This window comes from Paenibacillus stellifer (genome assembly GCF_000758685.1).
Taxonomy (GTDB): Bacteria; Bacillota; Bacilli; order Paenibacillales; family Paenibacillaceae; genus Paenibacillus_AQ; species Paenibacillus_AQ stellifer.
In genome coordinates this window covers 4,243,971-4,260,487 of the sequence record NZ_CP009286.1, presented here as the reverse complement: position 1 = coordinate 4,260,487, position 16,517 = coordinate 4,243,971, and the positions used below count along the sequence as shown (strand labels likewise).

12 protein-coding genes, 5 tRNA genes and 2 rRNA genes are annotated in these 16,517 nt (G+C 54.5%); 16 read left to right on the top strand and 3 right to left on the bottom strand.

Annotated features, from left to right (window positions below):
* Positions 1 to 60: 60 nt before the first annotated feature.
* From PSTEL_RS19640 to yajC, 15 genes are all read left to right on the top strand, one after another.
* Positions 61 to 3,112 (top strand): 23S ribosomal RNA (locus PSTEL_RS19640).
* 222 nt (positions 3,113 to 3,334) lie between these two features.
* A 5S ribosomal RNA gene (gene rrf / locus PSTEL_RS19635) occupies positions 3,335 to 3,451 on the top strand.
* Positions 3,452 to 3,587: 136 nt separating this feature from the next.
* Positions 3,588 to 3,659 (top strand) — tRNA-Glu (locus tag PSTEL_RS19630).
* A gap of 19 nt (positions 3,660 to 3,678) precedes the next feature.
* Positions 3,679 to 3,752 (top strand) — tRNA-Met (locus PSTEL_RS19625).
* Between the two features lie 28 nt (positions 3,753 to 3,780).
* Positions 3,781 to 3,857, top strand: a tRNA-Asp gene (locus PSTEL_RS19620).
* 28 nt (positions 3,858 to 3,885) lie between these two features.
* Positions 3,886 to 3,960, top strand: a tRNA-Gly gene (locus PSTEL_RS19615).
* Between the two features lie 5 nt (positions 3,961 to 3,965).
* Positions 3,966 to 4,042, top strand: a tRNA-Arg gene (locus PSTEL_RS19610).
* 361 nt (positions 4,043 to 4,403) lie between these two features.
* On the top strand, positions 4,404 to 5,060 hold the full coding sequence (locus tag PSTEL_RS19605; RefSeq protein ID WP_169744610.1) for a BofC C-terminal domain-containing protein: 657 nt from the start codon (positions 4,404 to 4,406) through the stop codon (positions 5,058 to 5,060).
* 232 nt (positions 5,061 to 5,292) lie between these two features.
* Positions 5,293 to 5,796, top strand: coding sequence for a crossover junction endodeoxyribonuclease RuvC (gene ruvC, locus PSTEL_RS19600; protein WP_038697951.1), 504 nt, complete (start codon positions 5,293 to 5,295; stop codon positions 5,794 to 5,796).
* Entirely contained in the window at positions 5,793 to 6,410 is a 618-nt protein-coding gene (gene ruvA, locus PSTEL_RS19595; RefSeq protein WP_038697949.1) for a Holliday junction branch migration protein RuvA, read from the top strand. Before ruvC ends, ruvA begins: the two co-directional genes overlap by 4 nt.
* A gap of 79 nt (positions 6,411 to 6,489) precedes the next feature.
* A complete protein-coding gene (ruvB, locus tag PSTEL_RS19590; RefSeq protein WP_038697947.1) occupies positions 6,490 to 7,497 on the top strand; it encodes a Holliday junction branch migration DNA helicase RuvB in 1,008 nt (335 codons plus the stop codon).
* Positions 7,498 to 7,536: 39 nt separating this feature from the next.
* Positions 7,537 to 9,615 (top strand): SpoIID/LytB domain-containing protein, encoded by a 2,079-nt coding sequence (locus PSTEL_RS19585; RefSeq protein ID WP_052098704.1) that lies wholly within the window; start codon positions 7,537 to 7,539, stop codon positions 9,613 to 9,615.
* Between the two features lie 6 nt (positions 9,616 to 9,621).
* Positions 9,622 to 10,650 (top strand): tRNA preQ1(34) S-adenosylmethionine ribosyltransferase-isomerase QueA, encoded by a 1,029-nt coding sequence (gene queA, locus PSTEL_RS19580; protein WP_038697945.1) that lies wholly within the window; start codon positions 9,622 to 9,624, stop codon positions 10,648 to 10,650.
* A 20-nt stretch (positions 10,651 to 10,670) separates the two neighbouring features.
* Entirely contained in the window at positions 10,671 to 11,807 is a 1,137-nt protein-coding gene (gene tgt / locus PSTEL_RS19575) for a tRNA guanosine(34) transglycosylase Tgt (RefSeq protein WP_038697943.1), read from the top strand.
* Between the two features lie 40 nt (positions 11,808 to 11,847).
* The gene (gene yajC / locus PSTEL_RS19570; protein ID WP_038697941.1) at positions 11,848 to 12,153 is read left to right on the top strand and encodes a preprotein translocase subunit YajC; all 306 of its coding nucleotides are present in this window, start codon (positions 11,848 to 11,850) and stop codon (positions 12,151 to 12,153) included.
* A gap of 236 nt (positions 12,154 to 12,389) precedes the next feature.
* Here the strand turns inward: yajC and PSTEL_RS19565 are convergent, their stop codons facing one another.
* Together PSTEL_RS19565 and PSTEL_RS19560 are read right to left on the bottom strand one after the other, a co-directional pair.
* Entirely contained in the window at positions 12,390 to 13,211 is an 822-nt protein-coding gene (locus PSTEL_RS19565) for a phosphatase PAP2 family protein (protein ID WP_038701310.1), read from the bottom strand.
* A gap of 111 nt (positions 13,212 to 13,322) precedes the next feature.
* Entirely contained in the window at positions 13,323 to 13,715 is a 393-nt protein-coding gene (locus tag PSTEL_RS19560; protein ID WP_038697939.1) for a TIGR04086 family membrane protein, read from the bottom strand.
* A gap of 291 nt (positions 13,716 to 14,006) precedes the next feature.
* On the opposite strand from PSTEL_RS19560, the gene PSTEL_RS19555 reads away from it, so the two are divergent.
* The gene (locus PSTEL_RS19555) at positions 14,007 to 14,795 is read left to right on the top strand and encodes a YetF domain-containing protein (protein WP_038697937.1); all 789 of its coding nucleotides are present in this window, start codon (positions 14,007 to 14,009) and stop codon (positions 14,793 to 14,795) included.
* A gap of 18 nt (positions 14,796 to 14,813) precedes the next feature.
* On the opposite strand, the gene spoVB is transcribed toward PSTEL_RS19555, so the two are convergent.
* On the bottom strand, positions 14,814 to 16,490 hold the full coding sequence (gene spoVB / locus PSTEL_RS19550; protein WP_084065197.1) for a stage V sporulation protein B: 1,677 nt from the start codon (positions 16,488 to 16,490) through the stop codon (positions 14,814 to 14,816).
* Positions 16,491 to 16,517 lie beyond the last annotated feature (27 nt).

Here is a 16,517-nt window from a genome sequence, read left to right as displayed (position 1 = left end):
GTGAGCGGCAGAGAAGAGGTTCCACCAAGCGGAGCAGAAACAGCCAAACGCCGGAGCGTTGGTTAAGCTAGTAAGAGCACACGGAGGATGCCTAGGCGCCAGGAGCCGAAGAAGGACGTGGCGAACAACGAAAAGGCCTCGGGGAGCTGTAAGCAAGCGTTGATCCGGGGGTGTCCGAATGGGGAAACCCGGCTGTGGTAATGCACAGTCACTCATTGCTGAATACATAGGCAATGAAGAGGCAGACCAGGGGAACTGAAACATCTAAGTACCCTGAGGAAGAGAAAACAAGAGTGATTCCGTCAGTAGCGGCGAGCGAACGCGGAACAGCCTAAACCAGGGAGCTTGCTCCCTGGGGTTGTGGGACGTCTCACATGGAGTTACAAAGGAACAGGGTAGACGAAGAGGTCTGGAAAGGCCCGCCGGATAAGGTAAAAGCCCTGTAGTTGAAAGTCTGTTCCCTCCGAGACGGATCCCGAGTAGTGCGGGGCACGTGAAACCCCGTATGAATCCGGCAGGACCATCTGCCAAGGCTAAATACTCCCTGGCGACCGATAGTGAAACAGTACCGTGAGGGAAAGGTGAAAAGCACCCCGGAAGGGGAGTGAAACAGTACCTGAAACCGTGTGCTTACAAGAAGTCAGAGCCCATTTTAGGGGTGATGGCGTGCCTTTTGTAGAATGAACCGGCGAGTTACGTTTAACGTGCAAGGTTAAGGCGAGGAGCCGGAGCCGCAGCGAAAGCGAGTCTGAATAGGGCGACGAAGTACGTGGACGTAGACCCGAAACCGTGTGATCTACCCCTGTCCAGGGTGAAGGTGCGGTAACACGCACTGGAGGCCCGAACCCACGAACGTTGAAAAGTTCGGGGATGAGGTGGGGGTAGCGGAGAAATTCCAATCGAACTCGGAGATAGCTGGTTCTCCCCGAAATAGCTTTAGGGCTAGCCTCGGAAATGACAGTCGTGGAGGTAGAGCACTGATTGGGTGCGGGGCCCGCAAGGGTTACCAAGCTCAGTCAAACTCCGAATGCCATAGACTGATTAACCGGGAGTCAGACAGTGAGTGCTAAGATCCATTGTCAAAAGGGAAACAGCCCAGACCATCAGCTAAGGTCCCCAAGTGTGTGTTAAGTGGGAAAGGATGTGGAGTTGCACAGACAACCAGGATGTTGGCTTAGAAGCAGCCACCATTTAAAGAGTGCGTAATAGCTCACTGGTCGAGTGACTCTGCGCCGAAAATGTAACGGGGCTAAACACACCACCGAAGCTATGGCTTGGATCGACTTCACTGCTTCTTTGAGGCGGTGTTTATCGCGAGAACAGGTTTGCCGAAGAGCCGGTATCCAGGCTTGAGGCCAAATGGTTCCCAGGGGATAAACACAAGGCTTCGAGGCAGGAGTGAAGTCGATCCAGGGGTAGGGGAGCGTTGTGTATAGGTTGAAGCTGGACCGAGAGGACTGGTGGACAGTACACAAGTGAGAATGCCGGTATGAGTAACGAAAAGATCAGTGAGAATCTGATCCGCCGAAAGCCCAAGGTTTCCTGAGGAAGGCTCGTCCGCTCAGGGTCAGTCGGGACCTAAGGCGAGGCCGAAAGGCGTAGTCGAAGGACAACAGGTTGATATTCCTGTACCACCATAATCCGTTATGAGCAATGGGGGGACGCAGGAGGGTAGTGACGCGGACTGATGGATGTCCGTCCAAGCAGCGAGGCTGGTGTATAGGCAAATCCGTACACCATAAGGCTGGGCTGTGATGGGGAGCGAAACTTACAGTAGCGAAGGTCATGATCTCACACTGCCAAGAAAAGCCTCTAGCCAGGAGAAGGTGCCCGTACCGCAAACCGACACAGGTAGGCGAGAAGAGAATTCTAAGGCGCGCGGAAGAACTCTCGTTAAGGAACTCGGCAAAATGACCCCGTAACTTCGGGAGAAGGGGTGCCTCGGTAGGGTGAATAGCCCGAGGGGGCCGCAGTGAAAAGGCCCAAGCGACTGTTTAGCAAAAACACAGGTCTGTGCGAAGCCGCAAGGCGAAGTATACGGGCTGACGCCTGCCCGGTGCTGGAAGGTTAAGGGGAGCGGTTAGGGGTTAAACCCGAAGCTGTGAACCGAAGCCCCAGTAAACGGCGGCCGTAACTATAACGGTCCTAAGGTAGCGAAATTCCTTGTCAGGTAAATTCTGACCCGCACGAATGGCGTAACGACTTGGGCGCTGTCTCAACGAGAGATCCGGTGAAATTTTAATACCTGTGAAGATGCAGGTTACCCGCGACAAGACGGAAAGACCCCATGGAGCTTTACTGCAGCTTGATATTGAACTTGGGTACGATCTGTACAGGATAGGTGGGAGCCTAGGAAGCCGGAGCGCCAGCTTCGGTGGAGGCGACGTTGGGATACCACCCTGATCGTATCTAGGTTCTAACCTGGTACCGTAATCCGGTACGGGGACCGTGTCAGGCGGGCAGTTTGACTGGGGCGGTCGCCTCCTAAAGCGTAACGGAGGCGTCCCAAGGTTCCCTCAGAATGGTTGGAAATCATTCGAAGAGTGCAAAGGCAGAAGGGAGCTTGACTGCGAGACCCACAAGTCGAGCAGGGACGAAAGTCGGGCTTAGTGATCCGGTGGTACCGCATGGAAGGGCCATCGCTCAACGGATAAAAGCTACCCTGGGGATAACAGGCTTATCTCCCCCAAGAGTCCACATCGACGGGGAGGTTTGGCACCTCGATGTCGGCTCATCGCATCCTGGGGCTGAAGTAGGTCCCAAGGGTTGGGCTGTTCGCCCATTAAAGCGGTACGCGAGCTGGGTTCAGAACGTCGTGAGACAGTTCGGTCCCTATCTGTCGTGGGCGCAGGAAATTTGAGAGGAGCTGTCCTTAGTACGAGAGGACCGGGATGGACGTACCGCTGGTGCACCAGTTGTTCCGCCAGGAGCACGGCTGGGTAGCTATGTACGGACGGGATAAGCGCTGAAAGCATCTAAGCGTGAAGCCCCCCTCAAGATGAGATTTCCCAATACGTAAGACCCCTTGAAGACGACGAGGTTGATAGGCTGGGGGTGGAAGTGCAGCAATGCATGGAGCTGACCAGTACTAATCGGTCGAGGGCTTATCCAAGACTACCCCACAAAGTGAGGAAGACGCTGACGAAGCCGATTCCGAGTACTTTGCGGGGGCCCCATAAGCATACCCCAAAAAGTGAAGTGGAGGCTTCGAAGAGTACACCGAGTACTTTTCGGGGACCCCGAGACACCCAGTAAGGGCTAAGACGCAAGGTTTCGTTTCGATCCAGTTTTCAGGCGATCAAGCCTGAATATGCATTTGTACCGCAAATGCCCGTTTGGTGGCGATGGCGGAGGGGTTCCACGCGTACCCATCCCGAACACGACCGTTAAGCCCTCCAGCGCCGATGGTACTTGGACCGAAGGGTCCTGGGAGAGTAGGACGCTGCCAAGCACATGAACCACTGTTGATGTTTCAACAGTGGTTTTTTGATGGAAGATGAAATTAATTTCGCTTAATTTTAATTTCACTATTGAAATCTATACTGCATTTTGATATAATATATTTTGTTGTCACGAATTAATAATGTGGCCCGTTGGTCAAGGGGTTAAGACACCTCCCTTTCACGGAGGTAACAGGGGTTCGAATCCCCTACGGGTCATTTCATCACTTTATACTATCGCGGGGTGGAGCAGCTCGGTAGCTCGTCGGGCTCATAACCCGAAGGTCGCAGGTTCAAATCCTGCCCCCGCAATTTAATCTTCCTTCTGGAAGTGGCCTGTGGAACCGTGGTGTAGAGGCCTAACATGCCTGCCTGTCACGCAGGAGATCGCGGGTTCGAATCCCGTCGGTTCCGCCATTGTTTTTCATTCTTACCAATTTATTATGCGGACGTGGCTCAGCGGTAGAGCATCGCCTTGCCAAGGCGAGGGTCGCGGGTTCGATTCCCGTCGTCCGCTCCATATTTGCGCCCTTAGCTCAGCTGGATAGAGCGTTTGACTACGAATCAAAAGGTCGGGAGTTCGAATCTCTCAGGGCGCGCCATTTATGCTTTCTATTAACACGGGAAGTATTGAAGCAATACTTTTTCTATAATAGAACCGACAAGACCGCTATGCGGTCTTTTTTTATATTGGGCTTCAGCCCGTTGAGTACGCGAAATCATGAGATACGAAAAACAATCTGCCACGCGCCGGATTCCCGGGACCGAGCCTACGCATTGACCGGAACAGCGCCTACAGTTGCCATCATACAGCTTCCCCGCATAAACCTTTCATTCATGGGACACAATTAGGTAAAACAGAAGAATGAAGGGATGTACATGAGTGCTTTTCGGTTGAAAAGACAGCTATGGCGTCGCTGGAGACGGTGGAAGAAGGCTCTTTGGGCCGGAACAGCATGTTCCATGCTGATTCTGATCGCCTGGTCGGGATTTCAGGTTCCGGAGCGGATGACTAAACTGCTGACCGGCTCCATGACTACGGCTGAGCGGATATACGCTGACTGGAGCCGTCAGGAGGTCTGGAATCAGCAGGCAGCGGCCGTTTTTCGGGGATCGGAAGCCTGGAATATGCCCAACTCAAATGTGCGGGAGAATGATTCGCTACGCCGGGCCATTTCGGAGAGCGGCCTTAGTCGGCGTGTCCACTATACAACCACATATGTATGTGGAGACGAAGTGACGGAGGGCGGAGGTTTGATGAAATCGGCTGAGGTTCTGTCTCTGCTGGATCAACATCCGGAGTGGAACGGTACGATCGATTCATCGGGTAATCTGTGGCTGAAGCGGACGGTCAATGATTTATCTCCCGACTGCAAAAGAGAGGCTTACATCGGAATTGATCAAGTCGGAAATTTGACCTTGTTTAAAGGGCCGCCTAAACGTGAGGAAGTGCTGAAGACTTTTTTTCAAATCGATATCGGCACGATGAAATCCTCCCTCCCGGAGAAAGTCTGGAAGCAGCTTCAAGGCGGAATTCGCATTCAGGATATGGAAGAGTACAACAGCGTGCTCTCGACTTTCAGCGATTTTGCGCGTGACAGTGATGAACGGGCGATGTAGAGATCATGGATACAACAAAATATAAGGGGAATTGAGCCTCGGCGCAGCCGTGGCTTTTTTGTCTGCTTTTTGGGATATAGAATATGCTGGAGAGATCACACGAAAGAAACTTTATGCCCCCGGCTTAGCCTATTTTTGCTATAATGGGTAGAAGGAATACATATGTTCGCTTTCAGGGCGAAGCTATGATTCAGAGGAATAGGCATGCTGCTAGGGCAGAGGAGAGATGGTCTTGCGGATTTTGGGGATCGACCCGGGGATTGCGATAGTCGGCTTCGGTTTCATCGATAAGAATGGCAGCAGACTGACACCGGTGCAGTACGGCAGCATCCAGACGGAAGCTCATACGCCCGACGAGGAACGGCTGCTTCACGTATATGAAGGCATGCTTCAGCTGATTGACCGGTACAAGCCGGACGCGGTGGCGTTTGAGAAGCTTTTTTTCAACCGGAACGTCACAACGGCGATGTCGGTAAGCCAGGCGCGGGGTGTGCTGATTTTGGCTTCGGTACAGCGGGGACTGCCGATAGCGGAATATACGCCGATGCAGGTGAAGCAGGCGATAGTCGGCTACGGAAAGGCGGAGAAGAAGCAGGTGCAGGAAATGGTCCGGATGTTCCTGAAGCTGAGCGCCGTGCCGAAGCCCGACGACGTGGCGGATGCGCTTGCGGTCGCTGTCTGTCATGCCCACTCGTACACACTCAATTCGAAAATAAATGAGGTATTGCGAAAATGATCGATTTTCTAAGAGGCCCGGTCGTGCATCTGGAGCAGGAATATGTGGTGCTGGATGTGCAGGGAGTAGGATATCGGGTGTTCTGCCCGAATCCTTACGCTTTTGCCAAACAGGAAGGACCGGTTACGATATATATTCATCACCATGTGCGCGAAGACGCCATTCAGTTGTTCGGGTTCCCGACGAGGGAGGAGCAGAAGCTGTTCCGCAAGCTGATCGAGGTGTCGGGGATCGGACCCCGCGTCGCGCTTGGCATTCTGTCGGGAGGCACGCCGGACCATGTCATTTCGGCCATTTATCAAGAGAACCTTACATTTCTCACCAAGCTTCCGGGAATCGGGAAGAAGACGGCACAGCGCATGATCCTGGATCTGAAGGACAAGCTGGACGGACTGGGAACGATTACGTTCCAGACGGGTCTGTTCGCGATCGAGGAGGAGACTGTAATCGGCGAGACCTCCTGGCAGGAGGCACGGGACGGCCTGAAGGCGCTCGGTTATACGGAAGCGGAATTGGACCGTGTCTGGCTGACGCTGAAAAAAGAAGGCGCAGAGGCGTCTTCGGTCGATGTGCTGATGAAGAAGGCGCTGAAGCTGCTGTATATCGCCAAATAAAAGGGTAAGGCGGTTATATTAGGGCTCGACGCCGGTTGGCCCGAAGTTCCTTACCATTGACGAAGTGGAGCGATGAAAGATGGAGGACCGGATCATATCCGCGAATTTAATGATGGAAGATCAGGCGGTGGAGCTTAGTCTGCGTCCCCGCTATTTAGCTGAATATATTGGACAAAACCAGGTCAAGGAGAACCTCAAGATTTATATCGAAGCGGCCAAAATGCGCAGCGAGGCGCTGGATCATGTGCTGCTGTACGGTCCCCCCGGTCTTGGCAAAACGACGCTGGCGAACATTATCGCCAATGAGCTCGGCGTTAACCTGCGCACGACTTCGGGGCCAGCGATCGAACGTCCGGGTGATTTGGCGGCGCTGCTGACGAATCTGCAGGAGGGCGATGTGCTCTTCATTGACGAGATTCACAGACTGCACCGGACGGTGGAGGAAGTGCTGTATCCGGCGATGGAGGATTCTGCGCTTGATATTATGATTGGCAAAGGACCGAGCGCACGCTCGGTCCGGCTGGATTTGCCGCCATTCACGCTGGTCGGGGCGACGACGCGTGCAGGGTTATTGTCCGCACCGCTTCGCGACCGCTTCGGCGTCGTCAGCAGACTTGAATTCTACACAGTGGACGAACTGAGCTATATCGTGTCCCGGGGGGCTGATATTCTCGGCATCGAGATTATCGGTGACGCAGCCGATGAGATTGCGCTTCGCTCACGGGGAACGCCCCGGATCGCGAATCGCCTGCTGAAACGGGTCCGCGATTATGCGCAGGTGAAGGGCGACGGCATTATCACGCCTGACATCGCAGAAGAAGCGTTGAAAATGCTGCAGGTCGATCCCAGAGGGCTGGACAGCATCGACCATCGTATGCTGCATTCCATGATCACCGGCTTCCGTGGAGGCCCGGTCGGACTCGATACGATTGCCGCCACGGTAGGCGAGGAAAGCCAGACCATTGAAGACGTATATGAGCCTTATCTGCTGCAGATCGGCTTCCTTCAGCGGACGCCTCGGGGCAGAGTGGCAACGCCCGCAGCTTATCACCATTTAGGAATCCCGCTCCCTCCGGAGCAGAACTAAAAAAGAGTCAGCATCTGGCTATGGGAGGAGAACGTGAGAATGAAGGGTTTGTGGACTATTGGAAGACCGGCACTAGCCAAAGGCATGCTGGCCGCTGTACTGGCGGCCGGAAGCCTGATTCTGCCTGCAGAAACCGGTCATGCGCAATCCGGCGATACGATCCGAGTAGCGCTGTTCGCTGACATCGGCAGCAAATATAAACTGACTGTGCCTGTCGTGACGCTGCAATCGGGACAAGCCTGGAGCCTGTCCGCCAAGGACAGCGGGGCCTCCCTGATTACCGTGCCTGCAGGCAGCAGAGCCCGGGCAAGCCTTGACGGCTATCGGGTTAAGGTACTCGAGACGTCATCGTGGCAGACGGCTGCCACGGCGGCGAAGAAGCTAAGCGCAACCGACGACAAGCCGCTGCTGTTCCTGAATTCGAAGGGCGGAGCGAACGTCTATCAGCTCTATACAGGTACATATGCCAGCGAAAGCGCCGCGAAGAATGCGGCCACGAGAGTCGCGAAGGCAGGACTTGGACTGCCAGCGGATCAGACACCGGCAGTCAAAGGCGGGAAGCATTTGACCGCAGGCAGCTATGCGACGCAGGCAGAGGCCGACACGGCAAGGCTGTCCTTAGCCGCCGCCGGGGTCGATGCCTGGACCGCAGTCGTTCCCGATGCCGGCGGGGGAACGCGGTATGAGGTGTGGGTAGCCGAGGCGGCGAATGACGCCGACCTGGCTGCCGCCAAGACGGTGCTGAGCCAGGTACTGCCTCAGGTCACCCTCGGAACCGCAGGAGCCGGATTGATGCTTCGGACCGACGCGGGTCTTGATTTCAGCGCCGAGACCCAGGTGGCGCATTATGCCGTATCCGGCGGAACGCCGGTCATGGCGGCGGGAACGGCTGGCATTCAATTGGCGGAACGGTCGAAGCGGACGTACCGGGGAAGCCTTGAACTTGGAGCATCGAACGGCTCGCTGTCGGTAATCAATGTCGTGCCGCTGGAGCAGTACCTGTACTCCGTGGTAGGCGGCGAAGTCTCTTCAAGCTGGCCCGCCGAAGCACTGAAGGCGCAGGCGGTGGCGGCGCGCAGCTATGCGCTGGCGCAGGGCAACCGGTTCGACATTGCGAATGTCGTGGATACGACGCTTAGTCAAGTGTATAACGGAACCGGAACAGAGGCGGCCTCGATAACGGCCGCTGTTGATGCGACCTCCGGTGAACTGCTCATGAACGGCGGAAGTGTGGTGGAAGCCGTCTTCTCATCGAACAGCGGCGGGAAGACGGCCGATCCTTCCGAGGTATGGAACAGCGGCGGCAGTGTGTTCGCCAGTGTGGACAGTCCAGGGGATACCTCAGCGGTATCATCCAAGATGTGGTATTATGTGCAGCTGTCAAGCGGAAGCGCCGGCTACGTGCGCGAAGACAATGTCAAGCTGACGGGTGACAAGAACGCGGCGAGTCTGCCGCTGCTGACAGCGACGACCAAAGATGTCAATGTACGGGTGATGCCTGTGGTGGAATCAGGCAAAGATCCGGTCGGCAAGCTGAATCCGGGCGATACAGCCGTTGTGCTGGACAAGGTGTCGGAGTCGGGCAGCTATAGCTGGATCAAGGGGCCTTTTACATCGGCCGATATTTTGAAGAGCTTGCAGGGCAAGACAACGGCTTCTTCTCTGCCTTCATCGATCGTAACGCTCGAGGTCACGCAGCGCGGTCCTTCGGGACGGGCTATGATGGTCAAGGCCAACGGAACGCCGCTGACCGTGAAGTATCCCGATTTGTACCGTTCGGCCTTCGGCGGACTTCCGAGCACTTTGTTTGATATTGTACCTGCCGGCAGTTATACTGTATTAGGCGCGGACGGCCGCACCTCAACGGTTTCCGGCCAGACAAGCGTTCTCTCCGCCTCCGGCGTCGTGACGGGAGGAGGAAGCGGAACGGTCGTAATGAACAGCCGCTCCGAGGGCCGCGTTATCGGAACCGGATCCGGCTTCATGTTCATCGGCAAAGGCAATGGACACGGCCTCGGCATGTCCCAATGGGGCGTGAAAGGAATGGCCGACGAAGGGTATGATTACAAGGCAATTCTGCAACACTATTTTCAGAACGTGACTATAACTAAGGAATGACCTGCAATGAATGTGGATTTATATGATTTTGATCTGCCGGAGGAGCTGATAGCCCAGACTCCGCTTCCAGACCGCAGCGCCTCCAGGCTGCTGACGCTTGATAAATCAAGCGGAGTGACGGAACACCGGCATTTTACCGATATTCTGACTGAACTGAAGCCCGGCGACACGCTGGTGCTGAACGATACCCGGGTGATTCCGGCCCGCCTGTTCGGGGTCAAGGAAGACACCGGGGCGAAAGCGGAAGTGCTGCTTCTAAAGAATCTGGGCGAGGACCGGTGGGAAGCACTCGTTAAGCCCGGCAAGAAGCTCAAGACTGGCGCGGTCATCTCCTTTGGAGAGGAACTGCAGGCGGTGGTCGAGGAAGAGAGCGATATGGGCGGACGTACGCTCCGCTTCATGTATCAAGGCATTTTTCAGGAGATTCTGGACAGACTGGGCACGATGCCGCTTCCACCCTACATTAAGGAGAAGCTTGATGACCGGGAGCGTTATCAGACCGTATATGCCAAGAACGAAGGCTCTGCGGCTGCGCCGACGGCCGGACTGCATTTCACAAAAGAACTGCTGAAGCAGATTCAGGACAAAGGGGTTCGCATCGCGTATATCACCCTGCATGTCGGTCTTGGTACCTTCCGCCCAATGTCAGTGGAGACGGTTGAGGAGCATGTTATGCATGCCGAATTCTTCATGCTGTCGCAGGAAACGGCGGATATGCTGAACAAGGCGCGGACTGAGGGCGGACGAATTGTGGCGGTGGGAACTACCTCGTGCCGGACGCTGGAAACAGTAGGCGGAATGTTCGGGGACGGTCCGCTTGAAGCATGCAGCGGGTGGACGGATATTTTCATATATCCGGGATATTCGTTCAAACTTGTGGATGCGCTGATCACGAACTTTCATCTGCCCAAATCCACGCTCGTCATGCTGGTCAGTGCGCTGGCCGGCCGGGAGCATATACTAAACGCCTATAAGGAAGCGATCCGGGAAAGTTACCGGTTCTTCAGTTTCGGCGACGCGATGTTCATATACTAAGTAAGGATGGGTTATCAAAAATGGCAGCTATAACATATGAGCATATCAAAACGTGCAAGCAGTCGGGAGCGCGGCTCGGACGGGTGCACACACCGCATGGCATAATTGAGACGCCGACCTTCATGCCGGTTGGCACGCAGGCCACGGTGAAGACGATGAGTCCGGAGGAATTGAAGGAGATGGATGCCCAGATTATCCTGAGCAACACCTATCATCTGTTCCTTCGCCCGGGCCATGATATCGTCCGCGAAGCGGGCGGCCTGCATAAATTCATGAACTGGGACCGCCCTATTCTGACGGACAGCGGCGGCTTTCAGGTGTTCTCGCTGGCAGAGATGCGCAAAATTACGGAGGAAGGCGTACATTTCCGTTCCCACCTTAATGGAGACAAGAAGTTCCTCTCTCCTGAAGTAGCGATGGAAGTGGAGAACGCGCTCGGCTCCGATATTATGATGGCCTTTGACGAATGTCCGCCTTATCCGGCGGAATACGATTATGTCAAACGCTCGATGGAGCGGACGACACGCTGGGCTGAGCGCTGCCTGAAAGCACACGCCCGTCCTAATGATCAAGGACTGTTCGCGATCGTGCAGGGAGGCATGTACGAAGACCTGCGCCGCCAGAGCGCGGCGGATTTGACTTCCATGGATTTCCCGGGGTATGCTATTGGAGGACTTAGTGTCGGAGAGTCCAAGCAGCTTATGTATGAAGTTCTGGATTACACGGTTCCGCTGCTGCCGCAGAACAAACCGCGCTATTTGATGGGCGTAGGTTCGCCTGACGCGCTGCTGGAAGGTGCAATCCGGGGAGTGGACATGTTCGATTGCGTTCTGCCGACCCGAATTGCCCGTAATGGAACAACGATGACCAGTCAGGGAAGACTTGTCGTCCGCAACGCCCAATATGCCCGTGATTTTGGGCCGCTTGATCCCGAATGCGACTGCTATACATGCCGCAATTATTCGCGTGCGTATTTGCGCCATTTGATTAAGAGCGATGAGACGTTCGGACTTCGTCTGACGACCTACCATAATCTGTACTTCCTGTTGGACCTGATGCGTAAGGTGCGTAAAGCCATCATGGAAGACCGGCTGCTGGATTTTCGCGATGAGTTTTTCGCGCAATACGGTTTACATGAGAATACAAAGGGCTTCTAATTGCTGAATTGTGCATGATTTGTTGAGAGGGGGGAGAAAGATGTTTCAATACGCTGCTACCAGCGGCTCGCAGGCCTCAAGTATTTATGGGCTTATCCTGCCGTTCGTTCTGATGTTCGTCGTGTTCTACTTCCTGCTGATCCGTCCCCAGCAGAAGAAGACCAAGTCGCGCAACCAGATGCTGAAAGCGCTGAAAAAAGGCGACAAGGTGGTAACCATCGGGGGCCTGCACGGCACCATTGTGGAAATTACGGATGATATTGCCGTGCTCCGCGTTAACGATGTAACCAAGCTGACCTTTGACCGTGGCTCAATCAGTCACGCGATTGGGGAGACGAAGGAATAATACCGGCTATTTGTCCGGAAGGCAACAACTCAGGCATCCAATAAGTACAAACAAACGGCGTTCTTTCCGTAACGGAAGGAGTGCCGTTTTTTGCTGTGCCAGTAGTAAAAATTGCAGTAAAACGGAATATTAGGTCCACGCAATAAGAAAGAGCCCCGAAAAAGGGCTCTTTCTTTAATCCTTTTGCAGTACAACCCGGTACAATGCCGTGCGCCATCCTGCCAGAAAGCTGAACGTTAGGCGTGCGGCGCTTCGCTTCCGACCCTTACGGCGGTTTCACTGCCGCGAAGCGTCAACTTGGCAAGCTGGATGCTGAGCGAGGAGGACACGATGGCCAGAACCGTGCCGCCCATCATATCGGTCAGCCAGTGAATGCCTAAATAAAAGATGCCGAAGATGATGACCGCAGCAGAAATGCCGGTAATAACCATCCATCGGCGGTTGCCTGAGCGGAATGCCAGCAGCGCCGTTGTGAGCGAGATCGCTGTATGCAAGCTGGGAAAACAATTGTTCAGCCCGGACAATGCGCGGTATTCACTCTCGAAATTGGGGAAGGCATCCAGCATAACAAAGCGGACGCCGGCCGGCGCATAGGACCATACCTCGTTAACCGGGAAATACAGATAGAACGGAATTGCAATCGCATAGTTCAGGATGACGGCGTAGCATGTGGCGTACAGCAGCAGCCGGTTTTTGTCCAGCAGATATACGCCGAGCGATGCGGCTAATGCAGACTGAAGCATGAAGATATAGAAGAATACGATAATCGGCGTCAGCCAGTGCGCAAAGAACAACTGTTGAAAATGTTGGACAAAATGCCCTTCGATTCCGAACACAAAGCTTGTGAAGTCGGACGTCAGATGCAATTTTTTCTCGATCTGCAGCTCATACTTATTCAAGGCCAGAATGGCGAACATGCCGGCGACAAGAAGAACCAGCTTGTAGGAATGCAGCATTTCCTTGCCGAGATTGGCCAGCGCGACGAATGGGTTACGCCGGGCTCCCAGGCCGATCAGCACAATTACGAGCACCACGGTAAACAAGCTGATGGTATTCATGGAATGGTAAAGCAAAGGATTCGAAGCCTCCTTGAATGTGGAAAGTGACATGGGATGAAGACAGTGTATCACATTTTGAGAGGCGCGTTTCAATTTTTTTAATCGAAAAATTTACGCTTTCTGGAAATTAACTCCCAGTATGCCTCCAACCGCTCCGATCAAAGCAGCAGCCGCAATCCACAGCAGATCGGCTGCTCTGAGCGAAGCGTCCAATGCCAGAAATCCAATGAGCAGCACAATTGCGCCGTAGAAGGCGCCGGTCAGGCAGCCCTGATACCATCCTTTGGAGGAAGCGCGTCTGCCAGAGGCCCACCCCCCAAAAATAATGGCGATCGCATGCACGACGTAGGTGTACAGCGATAAATCGTGCTCGGTAAGGCCGCTTCCCCACAGGAGCAGTGACAGAGCAAAGGCTCCCAGCAGCATCCACATGAAGGCACGGACAAGCCCTGACAGCACGGGATTCCCGATATTCGGCAATAATAGTTTGCGAAGCAAATGCATAATTCATCCTCCTAAAAGTTTTGATAGCATATACTTCCTTGATCATATCTTCGCAAAACTCGCTTCGGAAGCATACGCTATGTATGATAGCCGCCTGATCCAGTTGCATCGTTCATTGCTTCATTTTATGAGACAGCTTGCCACACTAGTACAAGAATGCGCAGCCAGGTCTTTTACCAAGAATTGACCGGGGGAAGTTCGAATGCCTCCAAGAACGTGAGGTCAGACTAGCAGTACATGGCTCCTGCCCGGAGCTTGTCGGCCGCTAACCTGAAAGGAGAGCTTAAGCCAATGGTTGGGCATATCGCCACACATGCTTTTTTGACTCTGCTGATGTACGTGACTATTTTCTTGTGCATGCGCATTATGGGAAAACGGGAGATCGGTAAGCTTTCGGTATTTGACCTGACCATTTCCATCATGATCGCCGAGATTGCAACCTTCGTCATCGAAGACATCAAGCGTCCGCTGTACGACGGATTTGTGCCCATGGCGACGCTCGTCCTGACCCAAGTCTTGCTGGCGCATCTCAGCCTCAAAAGCCGCAAGCTTCGTCTGCTGATCGACGGCAGGCCGAGCGTTCTGATCTCAGATGGCACTATACGGCCCAAAGAAATGCGCAAACAGCGTTATAATATCGATGATTTGCTGCTTCAGCTGAGAGGACAGAATATTACGAATCTGGCGGATGTCGAATTCGCGATCCTGGAGCCGACAGGTCAGCTGACGGTTATCGAGAAGAACAAGGATGCTTCAGAATTGGGAGGCACCGGCACGAACCAGGAATCCACCTCGGGTGGCGGGCAAAATGGGACCGGCAAAGCCTCAGGCGGCAGCGGACAATCGAGTGGTAAACAGGGACAGGGAATCAAAATCGAGAATATCCGCTATGAAGGACTTCCTGTTCCGCTCATTATGGATGGCAAAGTGCAGGACGAGAATCTGGAGATGCTTGGTAAAAACCGTTTTTGGCTGAAAAATCAAATCCGGCAGAAAGGCGCGTCTGATTTCCGGGATATTTTTCTATGCACGATCGATCATAAAGGCAAAATCTATATCGACCGGCGGCCGGTGAAATAGCGAGAGGTCCCCAAAACACTACAGCCAGCGGCGAATCAGCGGAAGCTTCTTGAGATCCTGCCGCGAGAACAAGCCCGTGAGCAGCGAGACGCCGATGTACAGGGAGAAGCCCAGAGCGGAAGCGAGAATAAAATGAATCCACTGCGCTCCGCCTGGATAGGGAGAATGCAGATAGACGTATTTGGCGCCGGCTCCCATAATCGTCATCGCCGCGCCGATTTTGAACAGATCTCTCGTCTGCAGGCGCAGGGACACCAGCTTGATCACGCTGTACCCGTGCAGCAGCGTTACCAGGATGCTGTTCACGATAATGGCGATCAGCGCGCCGGTAATCCCGTATTCGGGCCGTGAGGCTAGACCGAGAATCAGCATGATCTTGACGACCGCGCCCGCCAGTGTATTGAACAGCGCTGTTCCCGGGCGTTCCATGGCCTGAAGAGTAGCCTGCAGCGGGGGCTGCACATACATGAACAAGGAAAATGGAACCATCATCCGCAGCATCGGTGCCGTATCGGGATTGCCGTACAGCAGGGTACACAGCGGATCGGCAAGAACATACATGAGCACGGCGAATGGAGCGCCTGTTACGAGAGCCAGACGAAGGGCCTGGTGAATCCGCTTGTGAATGGACCTGCTGTCCTTGCGTGCGGCCGCTTCCGCCAGGGAAGGAACAAGCGAGACCGCAAGTGCGGTAGTCAGCGCGCCCGGCAACAGCAGCAGCGGAATAACCATTCCCTGCAATGAGCCGTACTGGGCTGTTGCCACCGCTGTGGCGACGCCGGCCATTGCCAGACTTCGCGCCGTAATGATTGATTCCAGCAGATAGGATAGGGAGCCGACAAGCCTTCCGCCAGTAACCGGGATGGAAATCCGGAGCAGCCGCCGAATAACTCCCTGATCGGTGTGATCTGGATTCCCCTCGTTACTTGGATTCAGGTCTTGTTCGCTTGAATTGTCGGCCGGCTTGGACACCGTTAGACGGTACTGCACCAGCAGTACGAGCATACCCGCCAACTCGCCGACCGTAACGCCAAGCATGGCTCCGGCAGCCGCATAGGCCATTCCTTTCGGCAGGAGCAGCCAGGAGAAGTAGAGCATGAAGAAGATACGGATCACGGTCTCCAGCACCGATGACAGCGCCGAAGGGATCATGTTCTGCATGCCCTGGAAGTAGCCCCGGTAGACGGCTGAGACGGCGACGATGCTCAGCATCGGCGTCATGGCAATCAGCGTCAGGTATACCCGGCTGTCCGTCAGGACTTCATGGGCGATCCAGGGGGCGATTGCAAGCGAGATAGCCGTAAACAGCAGTCCCAGCCCAACACTCAATCCGAGCGAGCTATGCAGAATTTGCCTGGAACGCTCTTTCTTACCCTTCCCTTCGGCTTCAGCTATCATTTTGGCTACCGCCAGCGGAATCCCTCCGGCGATAACCGTGACAAGCACCAGAAAAAAAGGATAGCCGAGCTGGTACAAGCCAACGCCTTCAGCTCCGATGAGCCTGGGAAGCACGATTCGCGGTATGAAGCCCAGCATGCGGTTAACGATTCCCGCGGCAAGCAGAATGAGCGTTCCGTAGATAAAGCTCTGTTTGTTGGAGTTTCTCAATTTCAAAGGGCATTCCTTCTTCCCATGATGAAATAGGCGACAGCGGACCTGTCCTTTAACATGGATATGCCGAGCTCCGCTGGACATGACTGGATGCTTGGCACAACATTTTGG